The organism is Agromyces albus (assembly GCF_030815405.1).
Classification (GTDB): domain Bacteria; phylum Actinomycetota; class Actinomycetes; order Actinomycetales; family Microbacteriaceae; genus Agromyces; species Agromyces albus_A.
Genome location: NZ_JAUSWX010000001.1, coordinates 3,729,768 through 3,746,679 on the forward strand (window position 1 = coordinate 3,729,768; position 16,912 = coordinate 3,746,679).

Annotated in this window: 18 protein-coding genes; 3 read left to right on the forward strand and 15 right to left on the reverse strand. The window is 69.0% G+C overall.

Going from position 1 to position 16,912, the window contains the following annotated elements:
• Positions 1-60: 60 nt before the first annotated feature.
• Positions 61-3,228, reverse strand: a complete 3,168-nt coding sequence (locus tag QFZ29_RS17650) for an SDR family oxidoreductase (RefSeq protein WP_306895533.1) — start codon at positions 3,226-3,228, stop codon at positions 61-63.
• Positions 3,229-3,404: 176 nt separating this feature from the next.
• Here QFZ29_RS17650 and QFZ29_RS17655 point away from each other — a divergent pair, with 176 nt between their 5' ends.
• Entirely contained in the window at positions 3,405-3,911 is a 507-nt protein-coding gene (locus QFZ29_RS17655) for a DUF2231 domain-containing protein (protein ID WP_306895535.1), read from the forward strand.
• Between the two features lie 15 nt (positions 3,912-3,926).
• Here the strand turns inward: QFZ29_RS17655 and QFZ29_RS17660 are convergent, their stop codons facing one another.
• Positions 3,927-4,292 carry a DUF4406 domain-containing protein gene (locus QFZ29_RS17660; RefSeq protein WP_306895537.1) on the reverse strand — a complete coding sequence of 122 codons (366 nt, stop codon included), beginning with the start codon at positions 4,290-4,292 and terminating at the stop codon, positions 3,927-3,929.
• 56 nt (positions 4,293-4,348) lie between these two features.
• On the opposite strand from QFZ29_RS17660, the gene QFZ29_RS17665 reads away from it, so the two are divergent.
• Positions 4,349-5,104 (forward strand): DeoR/GlpR family DNA-binding transcription regulator, encoded by a 756-nt coding sequence (locus QFZ29_RS17665; RefSeq protein WP_306895539.1) that lies wholly within the window; start codon positions 4,349-4,351, stop codon positions 5,102-5,104.
• 65 nt (positions 5,105-5,169) lie between these two features.
• Here QFZ29_RS17665 and QFZ29_RS17670 read toward each other — a convergent pair whose 3' ends face one another.
• The 4 genes from QFZ29_RS17670 to QFZ29_RS17685 all read right to left on the reverse strand — a co-directional run bounded on the left by QFZ29_RS17670 (position 5,170) and on the right by QFZ29_RS17685 (position 9,335).
• Positions 5,170-5,742 (reverse strand): dihydrofolate reductase family protein, encoded by a 573-nt coding sequence (locus QFZ29_RS17670; RefSeq protein WP_306895540.1) that lies wholly within the window; start codon positions 5,740-5,742, stop codon positions 5,170-5,172.
• A gap of 27 nt (positions 5,743-5,769) precedes the next feature.
• Positions 5,770-7,071, reverse strand: a complete 1,302-nt coding sequence (locus QFZ29_RS17675) for a serine hydrolase domain-containing protein (protein ID WP_306895542.1) — start codon at positions 7,069-7,071, stop codon at positions 5,770-5,772.
• 175 nt (positions 7,072-7,246) lie between these two features.
• Positions 7,247-7,867, reverse strand: a complete 621-nt coding sequence (locus QFZ29_RS17680; protein WP_306895544.1) for a hypothetical protein — start codon at positions 7,865-7,867, stop codon at positions 7,247-7,249.
• A gap of 145 nt (positions 7,868-8,012) precedes the next feature.
• Entirely contained in the window at positions 8,013-9,335 is a 1,323-nt protein-coding gene (locus QFZ29_RS17685; protein WP_306895547.1) for an ATP-dependent DNA helicase, read from the reverse strand.
• A gap of 160 nt (positions 9,336-9,495) precedes the next feature.
• Between QFZ29_RS17685 and QFZ29_RS17690 the strand changes: the two genes are divergently transcribed.
• A complete protein-coding gene (locus tag QFZ29_RS17690) occupies positions 9,496-10,542 on the forward strand; it encodes a hypothetical protein (protein ID WP_306895549.1) in 1,047 nt (348 codons plus the stop codon).
• 15 nt (positions 10,543-10,557) lie between these two features.
• Here the strand turns inward: QFZ29_RS17690 and QFZ29_RS17695 are convergent, their stop codons facing one another.
• The 9 genes from QFZ29_RS17695 to QFZ29_RS17735 all read right to left on the reverse strand — a co-directional run bounded on the left by QFZ29_RS17695 (position 10,558) and on the right by QFZ29_RS17735 (position 16,878).
• On the reverse strand, positions 10,558-11,100 hold the full coding sequence (locus QFZ29_RS17695; RefSeq protein WP_306895551.1) for a gluconokinase: 543 nt from the start codon (positions 11,098-11,100) through the stop codon (positions 10,558-10,560).
• Positions 11,097-13,070, reverse strand: coding sequence for a bifunctional copper resistance protein CopD/cytochrome c oxidase assembly protein (locus QFZ29_RS17700; protein ID WP_306895553.1), 1,974 nt, complete (start codon positions 13,068-13,070; stop codon positions 11,097-11,099). The genes QFZ29_RS17695 and QFZ29_RS17700 overlap by 4 nt, the downstream gene beginning before the upstream one ends.
• A gap of 92 nt (positions 13,071-13,162) precedes the next feature.
• Complete coding sequence (locus QFZ29_RS17705) at positions 13,163-13,450, reverse strand: HU family DNA-binding protein (protein ID WP_129520115.1); 288 nt, start codon at positions 13,448-13,450, stop codon at positions 13,163-13,165.
• Between the two features lie 259 nt (positions 13,451-13,709).
• On the reverse strand, positions 13,710-14,015 hold the full coding sequence (rpsN, locus tag QFZ29_RS17710; RefSeq protein WP_129520114.1) for a 30S ribosomal protein S14: 306 nt from the start codon (positions 14,013-14,015) through the stop codon (positions 13,710-13,712).
• A gap of 3 nt (positions 14,016-14,018) precedes the next feature.
• Positions 14,019-14,186, reverse strand: a complete 168-nt coding sequence (gene rpmG / locus QFZ29_RS17715) for a 50S ribosomal protein L33 (RefSeq protein WP_021760158.1) — start codon at positions 14,184-14,186, stop codon at positions 14,019-14,021.
• Positions 14,186-14,422 carry a 50S ribosomal protein L28 gene (gene rpmB, locus QFZ29_RS17720; RefSeq protein WP_129520113.1) on the reverse strand — a complete coding sequence of 79 codons (237 nt, stop codon included), beginning with the start codon at positions 14,420-14,422 and terminating at the stop codon, positions 14,186-14,188. The genes rpmG and rpmB overlap by 1 nt, the downstream gene beginning before the upstream one ends.
• A gap of 218 nt (positions 14,423-14,640) precedes the next feature.
• Positions 14,641-15,783, reverse strand: coding sequence for a Gfo/Idh/MocA family protein (locus tag QFZ29_RS17725; RefSeq protein WP_306896796.1), 1,143 nt, complete (start codon positions 15,781-15,783; stop codon positions 14,641-14,643).
• 20 nt (positions 15,784-15,803) lie between these two features.
• Positions 15,804-15,992, reverse strand: coding sequence for a hypothetical protein (locus QFZ29_RS17730; RefSeq protein WP_306895582.1), 189 nt, complete (start codon positions 15,990-15,992; stop codon positions 15,804-15,806).
• A 133-nt stretch (positions 15,993-16,125) separates the two neighbouring features.
• Complete coding sequence (locus tag QFZ29_RS17735) at positions 16,126-16,878, reverse strand: Gfo/Idh/MocA family protein (RefSeq protein WP_306895584.1); 753 nt, start codon at positions 16,876-16,878, stop codon at positions 16,126-16,128.
• Between the last annotated feature and the right edge of the window lie 34 nt (positions 16,879-16,912).

Consider the following 16,912-nt stretch of genomic DNA (forward strand, 5'->3'; position numbering starts at 1 on the left):
ATAGGACAGCGAGACTCCACGCGATCTGATCATCCACAATGATCGAGACTCCGCCAATGCCTATGCCGACGGCGGAATATGGATGCCGAGGTGGGTACGCCGCGCCTGCATGGTCGGCTGGTGGACGACCCCGATGCGATCGCCGCGAGCCTTCACGACGGCGCCGCCACGACGGTCACGTCGCACGATCAGGTCGAAGGTGGAGCTTCCGAGCCGAAGGCCCTCGAGGGTGAGGTCGGGGAGCCAGGGCGGCAGGTGCGGGTCGACGAGGAGGGTCCGCAAGGTCACCACCGGCCGCATCATGAGCAAGGCCTGCACGAGGGCGACGATCGCGCTGGCCGACCAGGCCTGCGGCGAGCACGCGTATGGATAGACGCCGGGGTACGGATGCGCATCGTCCCGCGGGAGACCGGAGATCACCTCGGGCAGGCGGTGCCCCTCGAACAGCGCGGCCGCGCCGAACGTGGCTTCGGCGAGGAGGTGCAGCTGGTCCCAGCATCCGTATCGTGCCAGGCCGAGGGCGCACGTGCCGGCCTCAACGGGCCACACGCTGCCCCGGTGATAGCTGAACGGGTCGTATGCAGGGTGGTCCGCCGAGAGCGTTCGGATTCCCCAGCCGCTGAACATGTCGGGCGCCAGGAGCCGTCGCGCGACGGTCGGCGCAAACCGGGTGGGGACGATGCCGGTGGCCAGCAGTTGGCCGTCGTTCGAGTTGACCGATCTCACCTGCTGCTTGTCGGGGCCGAGCGCCAGTGCGTAGCATCCGTGCTCGGGCATCCAGTACTCGTCGTGGAACCGGCGTCGGAGGCGGGCGGCACGAGCGGTCAGGTCGACGGCATATGCACGGTCTCCTGCGGCGCCGAAGGCCAGTGCGCCGTAGCGAAGCGCGGCATAGTGATAGCCCTGCAGCTCGCTCGTGGCAAGCGGATTGTCGACGACGTGCCCACGTTCATCGACGATCGCGGTGTCCGAGTCCTTCCAGCCCTGGTTCTTGACGCCGCCCTCGGATCGCGTCTCGTACTCGATGAATCCGTCGCCATCGGGGTCTGCGTAGCGGGCGAGCCATTGGAGTGCCTGCCGCGCCACCGGGAGCAACCGGCGGACGGTGTCGAGGTCGCCGGTCCACGCGAGGTACTGGCCGAGGAAGATGAGGAAGTCGGGCGTCGTGGACATGTCGCCGTAGTAGCCGGTGAACGGATCGAGACCGAGCTTCGACAGCGGGCCGTGTCGCGCCTGGTGCAACATCTTCCCCGGCTCCTCGTCGCGCCAGTCGTCGATGCGCCGTCCGATGTGTGCCGCGTTGAGCAGCAGCGAATCGCGCAGCATGGTCGGACCGGCCAGCAACGCCTGCCAGCTCGTGGTGAGCGTGTCGCGACCGAAGATCTGCTGGTAGACGGGCAGTCCTGCGATGGGTGCGGCGGGGCCGGGCGGCTCGCCGAGGGGCAAGCAGGACAGATCGCCCACGGCCGTCTGCCACGCGGTGGCGACATCGATGTTGGTGGACCGCAGCGTGGCCAATTCGTTCCACAGTACGGTGCGGGCCTGCGCAGCCGGATCGTCCGGTTCGGCGTACGTGGCCGGTGGCGCGCGGTATCTGGTGCCGTCGATGAGCGGTTCCGTCACCAGGTCGAGAACGGTGGTGTCGCCGGGGGCGACCGCAAGCTCGAGGGTGAGCACGCCATCCTGGTCTGCAACGGCGACGGATGTCTCGACGGTGGTCTCAACGGCCAGCTCGAGGCCCTCATGCTCATAGTCGAGCCGCAAGGTCTTGCGCTCGGCATCCCACGCCCGGCTCACCGCGCCGCGCTGGCGTCGTTGCCCTCGCTCGGCTTCCTCGGTGTCGGCGAAATCGGCATCGAGCTCGATGCGCAGCTGGAAGCGGTGCTCGACGTCGGAGTAGCTCCGTACCCGAATCCGGGTGCGAAGGCCCTCGCCGAGGAATCGATCCAGCATCAGGTAGGCGCCGCGGCGCGGCAGGGTGTCGCCGTCGACGAGTCTCGCGTACGAGAGCTGCGCGTGCGCGCCCACCTTGGCCGTGCTGAACGCCCTCGGCTCCTGACCGTTCACGGTGATGCGTTCCCGGCTGAGCACGCGGGTATTGCGAGCGTAGAACCCCTCCGGGTCGACGCCGGCGACGGCGCCGTGCACGTCGGTGATCAGCACGTTCCATCCGCTCGACACATAAAGCAGGTCTGGCCGGACTCGGAGATCCCGAACCCGGTTCATCGGCGACCACCGGGCGCGACGAAGCATGACCGCCGCCATGGTGAAGCCGACCATGACGGCGGCGCGGGTGGCGGCCGGATGCGGCGCGAAGACCCTCGTGTAGACACTCGTGGACTTCGATCGCTGTCCGAACTCGCCGGTCGTGCTGCCCGGCCCCGTGCTCGGGGTGAAGAGATTGTCGACGCCCTCATCGGGACGATCGGTGCGCTGGCCGGCGACGGCGTCACCCGGTCCGCTCAAGTACCAGTCGGTGAGCCGAGGGCTGATGCGCTGGCCGATCGTGAGCAATCGGCCGGCGAAACCCGCATAGACCTCACGCACCGGATGGTCTGCCGCCATCACGATCGCCTCGGCGACCACGGACGGCTCGTAGATCCGCCCCACCGGCTTGGGCTTCACCCCGATCTTGGAGCGAGCGTGGGTGAACAACGGAGTGTTGATCGACGACGGCAGCACGTCCACCACCCGGACAGACGATCCTGCGGCCCGCAGCTCCATCCGAAGGGCTTCCCCGAAGCCGTCGACGCCATGCTTGGCCGCGCAGTAGGCGGCCTGCAGCGGGATCGCACGTTCGGCGAGCGCGGAGGAGACGTTGATGAGGCATCCGCCGGACTCGCGAAGGTAGGGAAGTGCAGCTTTCATGCCGTAGATCTGGCCCATCAGATTGACCTCGACGACTCGATGGAGTTCTTCGGCCTCCATCTGCTCGACGGTGCCGTACGTGGAGACGGCGGCGTTGTTCACCCACGTGTCGATGCGACCGAAACGCTCGGCGGCGTGCTTCGCAAGCGCGGCCACCTGGTCGAAGTCGCTCACGTCGGTGACGACGGGCAGGGCCTCACCGCCGATCCGGCGTATCTCGGCGGCAAGCGTCTCCAACGCCTCGTGATTGCGCGCGGCAGCCACGACACGCGCGCCCCGGCGTCCGAATTCGAGCGCCGTCTCGCGGCCGATACCGGATGACGCACCGGTGATGACGATGACGTGTGATGAACCGTTCATGCGCGACAGCCTCCGTCCATCCAGCCGGACGACATGCACGCTACGCCGCGGGCGTCCACGCCGCGGCCCCTTGACAAGGGCTGAGCCACCCCGTGGACAATTGAAGAGCACGACCGGGTTGTGGAACGCGCAAGTACTCCTCGTCCGCCGAACGGCGCTCGAACGAAGGGGGAATCGTGGACGACTTCACTCGACTCCATCTGGCCAAGCATCCGCGCACTGTGCTGGCCGGGCCGTACGGCCATCCCTTCCATCCGATCCTCGTCACCATCCCGATCGGCACCTGGATCGCGAGCGTCGTGTTCGACGGCATCGGCCTGATCGTGGATGACCCGACGCCCTTCGCACTCGGCGCGCAGGTGCTGATCGCCATCGGCGTCATCGGGGCGCTTGTCGCGGCGGTGTTCGGATTCCTCGACTTCTCGGTCATCCCTGCCCGGACTCCCGCGAAGCGAACCGCCGTGATCCACATGACGCTGAACCTCACCGCCACCGTGCTGTTCGCCGTGAACTACTTCGTGCGCGCGGCATCCGATCACGACGAGGTCAGCGTCGTCGGCCTCGTGCTCACCGTCATCGGACTTGCGATCATCGGTGTCTCAGGATGGCTCGGCGGCAAGCTCGCGTACTACTACGGCGTTCGCGTCGCCGAGGAGCGCACGCAAGCGGAGGGCTTCCGCTGAGCGTCGCCTCCCGGCTCACGCGCGCTGCGGGATCTCCTCGAGATCGAAGTACACGGGGATGCCGCGCCGACGGGCGATCGCGACATCCGTGTCGGCGCCGCTCGACTCCCCCGGCAGTCGCAGCACGGCATCGCAGTGCTCGAGCAACCGCGCAGCCGTCTCGTACATGACGTCGCCGCCGCCGTCGGCCTGCGCGGCCTCCTCGACGCCGCGGAGCACCGGCAGCGCGACCCACTCGCCGATCATCGGCACGTGCCCTCGACGGAAGATCGGCCAGGCGGCCTCCTCGAGTCGTGCCAGGTTGCGGGCGATGGCGTCGGAGTCGCCGTTCGTTCCCGAACGGTACGGGCCGGCGATGAGAATGAGCAGTGGAGTTTCCATGTCGGGTAGCGTAGCGTTAACCGTGCACAATCGTGCAACACCACGAAGGAGTACGGATGCTGAGTGCCCAACGTCGAGATCATCTGCTCGCGATCCTCGCGGCCGATGGGCGCGTCGTCGCGAAAGACGTGGCCACCGCGCTCGGCATCTCGGAAGACAGCATCCGACGCGACCTGCGCGCCCTGGCCGAAGCCGGGCTGTGCCAGCGGGTGTACGGCGGGGCACTCCCGGTCTCGGCCGCGATCAGGCCGTACGGCGATCGGCTCTCGCTCGCGACCGAGAGCAAGGAGCGGGTCGCGCGCGCGGCGCTGGCGCTCATCCGTCCGGGCACGAGCGCGATCCTCGACGCCGGCACGACGACCCTCGCGATGGCGCGACTGCTGCCCGCCGACCTCGAGGTCACCATCATCACGCCGAGTCCCACCGTCGCGATCGCGCTGGCGGAGCATCCGCTCGTCGAGATCGTGCTGATCGGCGGCCGGCTCTCGCGGCACTCGATGGTGACGAGCGGGCCGCTCGCCGCCGAGGCGATCCGGCGAGTCAGGGCCGATGTCTGCTTCCTGGGCGTGACCGGCGTGCATCCCGACGCCGGGCTCACAACTGGCGACCTCGACGATGCCGCCACCAAGCGCGCCCTCGCCGAACAGGCATCCGAGTCCTACATCCTCGCGAGCGCCGAGAAGCTCGGGGTCGCGTCGGCGTACCCGGTGCTCGAGTTCGACGAGACCGCGGGCATCGTCGTCGATCCCGCTGCCGAGCTCGATCCACGACTCGCTGACGGGTTGCGTGATCGTGGAGCCGAGCTGATCTGAACGAGTGCGGTCGGCGGGCGCCGGTCATCTGTCGGTGCTCACCAGTCAGCGCTCACCAGCAGTGGTCAGGCGAAATCGCCCTCGCGAATGCCATAGCGCAGGAAGACGAACCCGTTGTCGAACGGTCGCTCCTCGATCCGCTCGAGGCGCACGTGCACTCCATCGGGCAGGAATCGCGTGCCTCCACCGACGAAGACCGGGCTCAGGAACATCCGGAACTCGTCGACGAGTCCGGCCCGGATCGCGTGCGCCGCGAGGTTCGGGCCCGAAATCGTGAGATCGCGTTCCGATACCGCCTTCATCCGCTGCAGCGCCTCGGGGTCGAACTGCCGCTCGAGGCGGGTGCGGGGTGTGGTCACTTGGTCGAGCGTCGACGAGTAGACGATCTTGTCGGCGGCTTTCCACAGCGCCGTGTACTCGCGCTCGACCTCGGGCTGCTCGGGCGCTTCGTCGGCGGTCTCCCAGTAGCGCATCACCTCGTACATGCGGCGTCCGTACAGGTAGGTGCCGACCGGCCGCTCGAGCTCGTTGATGAACGTGTGCACCTCCTCGTCGGGTGCAGCCCAGCTGAAGTCCCCTTGATCGTCGGCGATGTACCCGTCGAGCGACATGATGCCGCTGCAGATGAGCTTGCCCATGACTCGCCTCCTTCGCTCCGGTGCGGATCAGCCTTCCGCTGGCGCCGCTTCCGGCGCTCGTGGGCACTTCGCGAGCGCGCGCATGTTCTCGGTCGCCTGCTCGATCGACCACGGCAGCTCGACAAGGGGGCGCTCACGGTCGGCCTGCGCCTCGGCCTTCGACGCGATCGATGCCAGGGCGAACGCGACCTCGCGCACGAAGTCGGCCCCCGACGACGAGTTGTTGAGCGCGACCACGACGGTGAGGCCGGTCTCGGGATCGGTGAACGCTGCCGTCAATGCGCCGGCGGTCTCGCCGGCGGTGCCGCGCAACGAACCGTACTGGCCGCCACCGAGGCCCCACGCCTGCCACGCGGGCGACTCGGCGCCCATCGGGGTCGGGCTCCATTGCCGGCGGATGGTGTCCTCGTCGAGGAGGACTCCCGTCGCGAACGCCTCGCTGAGCTTTCGCATGTCCTCGAGATTCGAGACGGCGCCGGCCGCGACGCCGCCCATCGAGCTCGATTGCGACGAATCGTCGAGGAGCACGGCGCAGTCGACGTTGCCGTCCGGCAGGATCGCCGCCGAATACGAGCCGAGCAGGCCGCTGTGCTCGGTGTCATTCGGCGCGGGGATGCCGGTGCTCTCGAGTTGGAGCGGGTCGAAGACGTACTGCTTTGCGAGGTCGGCCCACGAGCGGTTGGTCGCTCGTTCGAGCGCCATGCCGAGCAACACGATGCCGGAGCGCGAGTGCGCCCACTGCTCGCCCGGCTCGCCGACGCGGCTCATCGCGAGCGCGTTCGACACGAGCTCATTCGGCGGCCACACGCGTTCGGGGTTCGACACGAAGTGGCTGCGGAGCAACGGGTAGTAGTCGGCGAGCCCCGATGTGTGCCGGCAGAGCTGCTCGAGGGTGACACCGTCGAGGTCGGGTATCCACCTGACGTAGTCGCTCACCTCATCGTCGAGTGCGACCTCGCCGATGTCGACGAGCCGCAGCAGGATGGTGCAGGTGATCTCCGTCGTGAGCGTGCCGATGCGGAACCGGGTGTCGGATGTCGCAGCAGGCGCGCCATCGGTGAAATCGAGGGCACCCGACGCGCTCGACCATTCGCCGGCCCATGGTGCCCAGACCCCAGCGATCGCGCCACTCGACCCGCTGAGCGCGACGGCCTCGTCGAGCACCGCCGCGAGTTTGCCGGTCACCTCGTCGCTGAACGCCGCGTCGACCTGGTCGAACCGCGCCTCGGGGTCTGCGGTTCCTCCGGTGCACCCGGAGACCGCGAGCGTCGCTGCAAAGACGGCGACGAAAGCGCTCCATCGCCGCCGTTTCCCCAGGCGGTCAGCCACCTAGCCCCCTAGCTGCGTGTCCGATTCGATTCTAGCCCGCGAAGGCGGATTCGGACCGTCGCACGCGCGTGCGGATCGTCGGATTCCAGACGGGCGCCGACGAGCGCGCTCGGGCGCCACCGGGCGCGCTGACGCCGTCTGCTGCTCTCTCAGCCGCCTCGCTTCGAATGAGACGTCATGGACACGGCGGCCCGAAGAGCAGGCCGAGGAGTCCGTCCGGCTCGTCGCATTCGTCGGCCCGATCGGGGGCGCTCGGAGTCTCGGCCGGGCTCGCCGGGGCGGGTGCGGTGCCAGGTTGCGGTGGCTCGGCTGCTCCCGGGCCGGCCGGCGGCACGACGGGCGCCTCGGTCACCGGAGCCGCCGGCGCTTCGGGCCGCGGTGTCGGGCTCGTCGGACTCGTCGGACCGGGCGATGGCCGCGGCCCCGGACTCGCGACGACCGGCGCAGAGCTGCTCGGCGTCGTCGGATCGCTCGGCGTCGGGCGGCCGGTGTCGACGATCGTCGCCGCCCCACCGTCGGGCCGCGGTGCGCCCGCGAAGGGGATGAACGCCAGCGCGCCGCCGATCATCGCGACCGTCGCAACCGAGACGGCGGAGATCAGCACGCGCGCGCGGCGTTCGAACAGCCACGCGGCTGCGGCCAGGATGCGCGATTCGACGGATGCCGCAACCGGGGTCGCGGCTGCCGCGCGCCGCGCTCGGCGACCACCTGCAACTACCGTCTCAGCCGCCGGCGGCGCAGCACGACGACCGCGGGGTCGACGCATCGGCTCGTGGCGCTGCTCCCAGTCGGACACGTGCTCACCTCGCCTCGTCGTCGCTGCGCCACCCCGTTCGGGGGGCACGGCATCCTACGAGGATACGCAGCGATGCGTCCCGACTCCATCCCCGGGACCCGCCGCGATGCTCGTCGGCCGGGGCCGATGCCGTAGGGGAGACGCGCTATGCGCCCGGGCTGGGGCGCAACGCGGCGCCGATCTCCCGCGACGCCCCGGCCATGAAGCGCTCGACGTTTCGGTCGACGATGATGTCGCTCGGACGCAGCGGCCGCGACAGGTACAGGCCCTCGAGCGAGGTGAGCCGGCTGAGGGCGACGTAGGTCTGGCCGGGACTGAAGACGCGTTGGCCGAGGTCGACGATCGCCGCGTCGTAGCTTGCGCCCTGCGACTTGTGGATCGTGACCGCCCAGGCGAGGCGCAGCGGGAATTGCGTGAACTCGGCGACGACCTGCCGCTCGAGCTTCTTGCGAGTGGGATCCCACGTGTACTTGAACTTCTCCCACGTGACCTGTTCGACCTCGTGCTCGTCGCCGTCGATCTCGACGCGCACGGCGCGCTTGAGGTGCGTCACCGTGCCGATCGTGCCGTTCACCCAGCGCTGGCCGTCGGGACCGATGGCGTTGTCGTTGCGGAGGAACATCACCTGCGCGCCGATCTTCAGCTCGAGCCGCTCGTCGGCGGGGAACGCCCTGCCGCCGAAGTCGCCGTTCACGTCGGCCTCATTCGCCTGCGAGGTGCCGGGCAAGCGGTGAAGCTGCGTCGCATTGATGCGGTTCACCGTGTCGTTGCGAGTCGCCAGCGTGATGGCGCCGTGCTCGGGCAGCGGCCGCCGCGCGCCGATGCTGTTGAGCACGCCCGCGATCTCGGCGGTCACCATGCCATGTCGCACGGCATTCAGCATGAGCTTGAACTCGTCGTCGTGCTGGCGGTGGATCTCGCCGAGCTCGAAGATCCTCAGGTCGGCCTCGCGCCAGACCTTGGCATCGAAGAACCACATCGACTCGTAGGTGTCGGCGAAGTAGGCGCGCTCATCGCCGTCGCCCGGCACGGGGGCGAGTTGGTAGGGGTCGCCGAAGAGCACGACCTGTACTCCGCCGAACGGCTCATGGGGGCGCTGCCTCGCCTGGCGCAGCGAGCGGTCCATCGCGTCCATCAGGTCGGCGTTCACCATCGACACTTCATCGATGACGAGCGTGTCCATCGCGTTGAGGATCTTGCGCACCGCGTCGTTCTGGTCGATGGCGTGATCGGCGACGACCCCGATCGGCAGCCGGAACAGCGAATGGATGGTCTGACCGCCGACATTGAGCGCGGCGACCCCCGTGGGCGCGCAGATGACGATCTGCTTGCTCGTGTTCCAGTTCAAGTGGTTGAGCAGCGTCGACTTGCCGGTGCCGGCACGCCCGGTGACGAACACGTGCTCGCGGGTGCCCTCGATGGCTTGGAACACCGCGGCCTGTTCGCGGGAGAGGGTCACGTTCTGCACGACGGTTCTTTCCGAAGAGCTGGCGGATGCCGCGAGTCGGCGCCGCGCGGCGAGTGCGCCCTTGCGCGGGCGCGATCCCACTGTAACCCCGCTCCGGTGTGCGATCTCCGGGCCTGGGGATATCGCGGGCTCGATCTGCGACCCCGCATAGACTGTGCGGGTGGGGAGCTCTCGCGTGCGTGGCGGACGGGTGTCACCGCTGGCCGTCGCCGCATGGGCAGGGCTCGCGGTGCTCCTCGCCGGCGCCTTCCTCGCGGCCCTCGGCGGTCTGAACCAGACGATCTACGGCGCCTCGAGCTTCGTCGAACGCTATCTCGAGGCGATCGCCGACGACGACATCGCGACCGCGTCGACCACTCCCGGGGTCGCGCTCGACGAGGCCGAGCTCGAAGAGCTCGGTTTGCCCGCGAACATCTCCACCGCGATGCTGCGTTCGGGGGTCATCGAGGCCGGCCCCGAAGACGTGCGCATCCTGAACGACGAAACGCTCCCCGATGGCTCCCACTCGGTCACGGCGAGCTATCGGCTCGAGGCCGCGATCATCGAGTCCACCTTCGACGTGCGACCCATCGACCCGCTCTACGGTTTCCTCGATCGGTGGGAGTTCGCGGTCAGCCCGCTCGCCGTCATCGACGTGACCGCCGCCCACAACCCGCTCTTCACCGTCGGCTCGCTGTCGCTCGACACGCGAGCGGCGAAGTCCGGCGAGGAGCTCGCCGCGTTCACGCAGGTCACCCCTTACCTCGCGATGGCACCTGCGGCCTACGAGTTCCACTACGACTCGACGTTGCTCGACGCCCCGCACGTCGCGGTGCAAGCCGAGGCGTCGGTGCGCACGTCGGTCGTCGTCGACGCCCAGCCGACCGCCGAGTTCGTCGATCGCGTGCAGGTCAAGGTCGACGAGTTCCTTCAGGCGTGCGCCGACCAACCGGTGCTGCAGCCCACCGACTGCCCCTTCGGCATCGAGATCGACGACCGTGTCGTGAGCGAACCGCAGTGGAGCCTGGTCTCGATACCCGTCGTGACGCTCACGCCGGGCGAGTCGTCGTTCGAGATGCCGCCCACCGAAGGGGTCGCACACATGACCGTCGAGGCGCAGTCCCTCTTCGACGGTGACTTCTACACCCTCGAAGAAGATCGGCCGTTCACGCTGGCACTCACCGCCGTGATCAAGCCCGACGGAAACATCGCGATCCAGCTGAGATGACCCCCGCAGGTACCGTCAGCGGCGCAACCCACTGAGCCCTGCGAGCGCGGCGTCGACGACCTCATCGATCGGGACTCCGAGCTCGACGACCACGCCTGCCTCGTCGTCGTCGAGCGGCTCGAGCGAACGGAGTTGCGAGTCGAGCAGCGACGCGGGCATGAAGTGCCCCTGCCGGGCTCCGAGCCGCGCTGCGAGCAGTGCCCGGTCGCCGTGCAGGTGCACGAAGACCGTGTCGGGCGCGGCGAGCCGGATCCGGTCGCGGTAGCGCCGGCGCAATGCTGAGCAGGCCACGACCTTGCCGGTTCCCGATGCCGCAGCGAGGGTCGCCCCCACGAGGTCGAGCCAGGGCCGGCGGTCGTCGTCGTCGAGCGGGATGCCGTTCGACATCTTCTGGATGTTCGCGGGCGGATGCAGCTGGTCGCTGTCGGTGAAATCCGCTCCCAGGCGTGCAGCGAGGGCCTCGCCCACGGTCGACTTGCCCGAGCCGGCCACGCCCATCACGACGATCCGCGCGGGCGCGGACTTCGCGCCGGCTGCGGCATCCGCCGGCCGGTTCATGATCTGCTCTCATCGTGCTCGGCGATCGCCGCGAGCCGCGCGTTGTACGCCTCGAGTTCGGCGTCGCCCGTGCGGTCGGCGTGGCGGTCTCGGCGTCGCGACTCCTTCTCGTCGCTTCGGGCCCACTGCATCGCGACGGTGATCGCGAGTGCCACCGTGGGGATCTCGCCGATCGACCACGCGATGCCGCCGCCGAGCTGCTGATCGACGAGCGCGTCGGTACCCCAGCCCATCGCGCCGTACCAGTCGGCGAGCAGCAGCCCGGTGCCCGACATGATGGCGAGGCCGAAGAAGGCGTGGAACGCCATGGTGCCGAGCAGCAGCACGAGCCGGAACGCGTGCGGCAGCCGGTAGGGCACGGGATCGATGCCGATGAGCGATTGCACGAAGAGGTAGCCGGTGATGAGGAAGTGCACGATCATCCACTCGTGGCCGATGTGGTCGAGCATCGTCCAGCGGAAGAGCGGCGAGTAGTAGAACACCCACAGCGAGCCGGCGAAGAGCAGCGCCGCGACGATCGGATTCGCGATGACGCCCGCGAACCTGGAGTGCACGGCGAGCATGATCCACTCGCGGCCGCCGCGACTGCCGTCTTTCCTGGGACGGATGGCGCGTGCTGCGAGGGTGATCGGCGCGCCCGGCACGAGCAGCACGGGCACCGCCATGGTGAGCACCATGTGCGCTCCCATGTGCGCGGAGAAGAGGTACTGCTCGTACACGTTCACGCCGCCGCTCGTGATGTAGGCGAGCAGCAGCAGGCCCGCGACCCAGAGCACCGTGCGGTAGACCGGCCAGTGGTCGCCGCGCTTGCGGAGCCGGCGCACGGCGACGAGGTAGAAGAAGATGCCGAAGCCGCTCGCGAGCAGCCAGATGAGGTCGGGGCTCCATTCGGTGAAGAACCGGTACCAAACGGGCCACGGCGGCAGCGGCTCGCCCGTGAGGATCTCGGCGGGCGTGCGGGCGAGCGAACCCGTCTGCTCGGGCACGGGGGTCGGCGTGCGGGCGAGGGCCGCTGCGACGCCCGACGCGAGCCCCATGAAGGCGAGTTCGGCGACGACGAGCACCCAGAACGCCGGCTGCCGCCCCTCCCCTGCCCCCACGATCCGCCCGATCAGGAACCGCCGCTGCGCCGCGCCGAACAGGCCGAGCGCGATGAGCGCCGTGACCTTCACGAGCACGAGCGAGCCGTAGGGGGTGCCGAGCTCGTCCCACGTGCCGATGCGCAGCGCGGCACTCGCATACCCCGAGAGCGCCACGACGATGAAGCAGATGAGGGCGACCGTCGAGTAGCGCGTGAGCACCACCGGCAGCCGGTCGATGCCGAGCTCGCGGCGCAACAGCACGATCGTGACGAGCCCGCCCACCCACACGCCCGCGAACACGAGGTGCAGCCCGAGTGCAGTGATGGCCTCGGAGTGTCCGGCTGCCCCGGCGGCGTGCCCCTGCTGGGCGAGCGGGACGAGGGCCGCGACGGCCACCACGGTGACGAAGACGAGCGCCGTCTGGTTGCGTACCGCGAAGCACAGCACCGTCACGGCCGCCGCGATGAGTGTCGTCGTGAGCCACGCCTGGCCGAGCGGAATGGTCGTCGCGAACTGGCCGACCTTCTGCCCGAACGACTCGCTCAGGTCGAAGGGTACCGCGGTCACGACCAGGAACGTGAAGAACCCGGTCGCTGCGCTCGCGACGGTGAGCAGGGCTGCGGATGCCGCGGCCACGTCGAGCGCGAGATCGAACTCGCGGCGCTCGGGGGTGAGCGCCCACACCGCGAGCACGAGCGCGCCGAGCATTCCCGCGGCACCGAGGTTCACGAGCAGCTTCGCGACCGGCACCCCGAACCGCGCGATCGGGCCGGGGTCTTGGATGAGGTACGGCTCCGCTCCCCCGCCGTAGGCGAGGCCGGCGAACGTCGCGAGAAGCGCGACGGCGAGGAGCACGGCAGGGCCGAGCACGCGTACGGAGCGGGGCACCGAACCAGCCTAGACGGCGCTGCCGTGAGCGGCCCCGGCGACGACGAAGGGACGCTCGGCTTGCGCCGGCGCCCCTTCGGGAGTCTCAGATGCTACTTGGCAGCAGCCTTGAGCTTCGAGCCCGCCGAGATCTTGACCGAGTGTCCGGCCGGGATCTCGATCGTGGCACCCGTCTGCGGGTTGCGGCCGGTGCGAGCGGCACGCGAGGTGCGCTCGACGGCGAGCCAACCCGGGATCGAGACCTTGGTGTCGTTGCCCACGGACTCGGCGAGCGCCTCGAAGAGGCCGCCGAGCACGGCGTCGACGGTGGCCTGGCTCTGCCCGGTCGATGCAGCGACCTTCGCGACGAGCTCGGTCTTGTTGAGCGACTTGTCAGCCATTGAATGTCCTCCTCGGACCTTCGCTGTTCGGTACAGCAATAGTGAGTTCTCGGGAACGATCGTTCAACCGCCCCCGTGGCCGATCGGGCCGCCTTGAATGTAGCAGAGATCCGCGGAATCCCGCGGATTTCCGGATGCATCTCGCAGACTGGCTCCGGCGTGTCGCAGATGCCGGGCGCCCGCACCGAGGCATCCGCGGTCCACAGGGACGACGAAAGGGGCGCCCCTTGCGGGACGCCCCTCTCGGCAAGGCTGTGGGTTACCAGCTCGACTTGGTGATGCCGGGCAGCTCGCCGCGGTGCGCCATGTCACGGAAGCGGACGCGCGAGACGCCGAACTTCGTGAGCATGCCACGGGGGCGGCCGTCGATGGCGTCACGCGAGCGCAGGCGAACCGGCGACGCGTCGCGGGGAAGCTTCTGCAGACCCTTGCGGGCCGCTTCGCGGGACTCGTCGGTGCCGTTCTCGTCGACGAGCGCCTTCTTCAGCTCGAGGCGCTTGGCCGCGTAACGGTCGACGATCACCTGGCGCTGGTTGTTGCGCGCGATCTTGCTCTTCTTGGCCATGTCTTAGCGCTCCTCTCGGAAGTCGACGTGCTTGCGCACTACGGGGTCGTACTTCTTGAGCACGAGACGGTCGGGGTTGTTGCGGCGGTTCTTGCGGGTCACGTAGGTGTACCCGGTGCCGGCCGTGGAGCGGAGCTTGATGATGGGGCGGATGTCCTGCTGCTTTGCCATCAGATCTTCTCCCCGCGGGCCAGGATGTCTTTCACGACGGACTCGATGCCACGAGCGTCGATCACCTTGATGCCCTTGGCGGACACCTTGAGGGTGACGTTACGTCGAAGCGACGGCACGTAATAGGTCTTCTTCTGCACGTTCGGGTCGAAGCGGCGCTTCGTCCGGCGGTGCGAGTGCGAGATGTTGTGTCCGAAGCCGGGAACGGCTCCGGTCACCTGGCACACTGCGGCCATAGTGGTTTCCTCCAATACCGAGGGGCGGATGCCCCTCCCAAGGTCTCTTGTCTGCTGACGAATCCCCACGAATGCCCGCGATCGCTCGCGAAGTTCGATAGGGATTGTCGCGGTCTGGGCAGTGGAAGTGCCCAGCCAAAGGTCGATCTTATCAGGTTCGGGCGGTGCGGCCGAAACGACCCCTACAACGTCAACGAATCGACGCACTCCCGTGCGGATCAGACCGCCGTCCAGCGGCTCTCGTCTGCGGCGCTCGCCTCGACCGCGGCCAGGACCCGCTGCACGCGGAGCGCGTCCGCGAACGACGGAGTCGGCTGCTCGCCATTCGCGATGGCCCCGACGAGGTCCACGACCTGGTGCGTGAAGGCGTGCTCGTAGCCGAGCCCGTGCCCCACCGGCCACCAGTTGCCCGTGTACGGGTGCTCGGGCTCGGTGACCTGGATGCGGCGGAAGCCCGCGTTCGGTTCATCGGCCGAGTCGTAGAACCACAGCGAGTTCATGTCCTCGAAGTCGAACGCGAGAGAGGCCTTGGTGCCGTTGAGCTCCACGCGCATCGCGTTCTTGCGCCCGAGCGCGAACCGGGTCGCCTCGAAGACGCCGACCGCGCCGTCGTCGAAGCGGGCGGTGAACATCGCGGCGTCGTCGACAGTGACCGCGCCCTTGGGCCCGTCCGTGCCGCCGTGGCCGCCGAGTCCCACGAAGTCGCCGCCGACCGGACGCTCCTTGACGAAGGTCTCGAGCATCGCCGAGACCCCGGTGACGTTCGACCCTGCCACCCACTGCGCGGCGTCGATGATGTGCGCGCCGATGTCGCCGAGGGAACCGGAACCGGACTTCGACTTGTCGAGACGCCACGTCAGCGGCGCGTTCTCGTCGGTGAGCCAGTCCTGGAGGTACTGCGCGCGCACGTGGCGGATCGGCCCGAGCGCGCCCGATTCGACGAGACGCTTCGCGAGCGAGAGCGCCGGCGTGCGGCGATAGCTGAAGCCGCACATGGCGAAAGCGCCGCGCGCCTTCGCAGCCTCGGCGGCGGCCGTCATCCGCTCGGCCTCTTCCACCGAGTTCGCGAGGGGCTTCTCGCACAGCACGTGCTTGCCCGCTTCGAGCGCGGCGATGGCGATCTCGGCGTGCAGGTTCCCTGGGACGCAGATGTCGATGAGGTCGATGTCGTCACGTTCGATGAGGCGGCGCCAGTCGGTCTCGCTCGAATCCCAGCCGAGTTTCGTCGCGGCCGCGGCGACCCGCTCGGGGTCGCGTCCGGCCAGCGCGGTCATGCGGGGCGCGAGCGGCAGGTCGAAGAAGCGCGGCGCGGTCCGCCACGCGTGCGAGTGGGCCGCGCCCATGAAGGCGTAGCCGATCATGCCGACGTTGAGGGTTTCGCTCACGGTCGCTCCCCTTTCGGGCTCAGGGCCTCGCGAACGGACGGCCACGATTTCAGGACGGCGAGCGCTTCGGCGTCCTGCTCGGTTGCGAGGGCGACGCCGTAGGAGCGGTCGAGCACGTCGTCGATCGCGACCCGCCGCCCCTGGGACGCGCTCTGCGTCGCGGCCTCGACCATGGCGAGGCTCATGATGTTGGCGTGCACGCGCCCCATCGGTTCTCGGCCGTGCCGGACGGCGGCGATGAACTCGCGGAGTGATCCCGCGATGTCCCTGCCGGGGTCGTCGCCGGGCTCGGCCTCCTCGTACGGGTCGGTGATCGGGTCATTCTCGCCGTCCCAGAGGACGGAGCCGCGTTCGGCCGAGATCCGCCAAGAACCGTTCCAGGAGGTCTCGTGGCCGGGGCTGCACCAAGAGCCGTTGTAGGTGAACCGGGCGGCCGCCCTCCATAGCGAAGACCGCGTTCGCGGCCGCGTCGCCCGCGTACCAACTCCAGCCCGGGTTGTACTCCTCGCAGGAGACGGAAACGGGGTCCGCGTCGAGCAGGAACCGGGCCATGTCGAACTGGTGGATGGCCATGTCGAGCAGGAGCGGGCTGGCCATCTCTTCGCGGAAGCCGCCGAAGCGGGGGGACCGGAAGGAGTCGACCGCGACGATCCCGACGGCGCCGAGCCCGGCGAGCTGACGCTTGGCCTGGTGGAGCGCCGGGTGGTAGCGGCGGGACTGGCTGACCATGAACAACTGCCCGGTGTGCTCGGCCGTCGCGGCGAGCGAGAGGCCTTCTGCCACGGTGGCGGCGACCGGCTTCTCCCCGATCACGGGGAAGCCCGCGTGCAGGGCCGCGATCGTGACCGGGTGGTGCGCTTCTGGGATGGTGGCGTTCACGATGGCGTCCGCGCCGACGCGCCGCGCGAGTTCAACCGCATCGGTGCCCACCGCGAGGCCGGGGATGCCGGTGTCGGCGGCGGCGGATTCGGCCGCTTCGACGTAGAGGTCGGCCATGCCGACGAGTTCGGCGTCTGGATTGGCCTTGATGGTCTGGGCCCAGGCCCGTCCCATGCCGCCCGCGCCGACCACGATGAGGCGAAGGGGCCCTTCGGATTCGATGGTT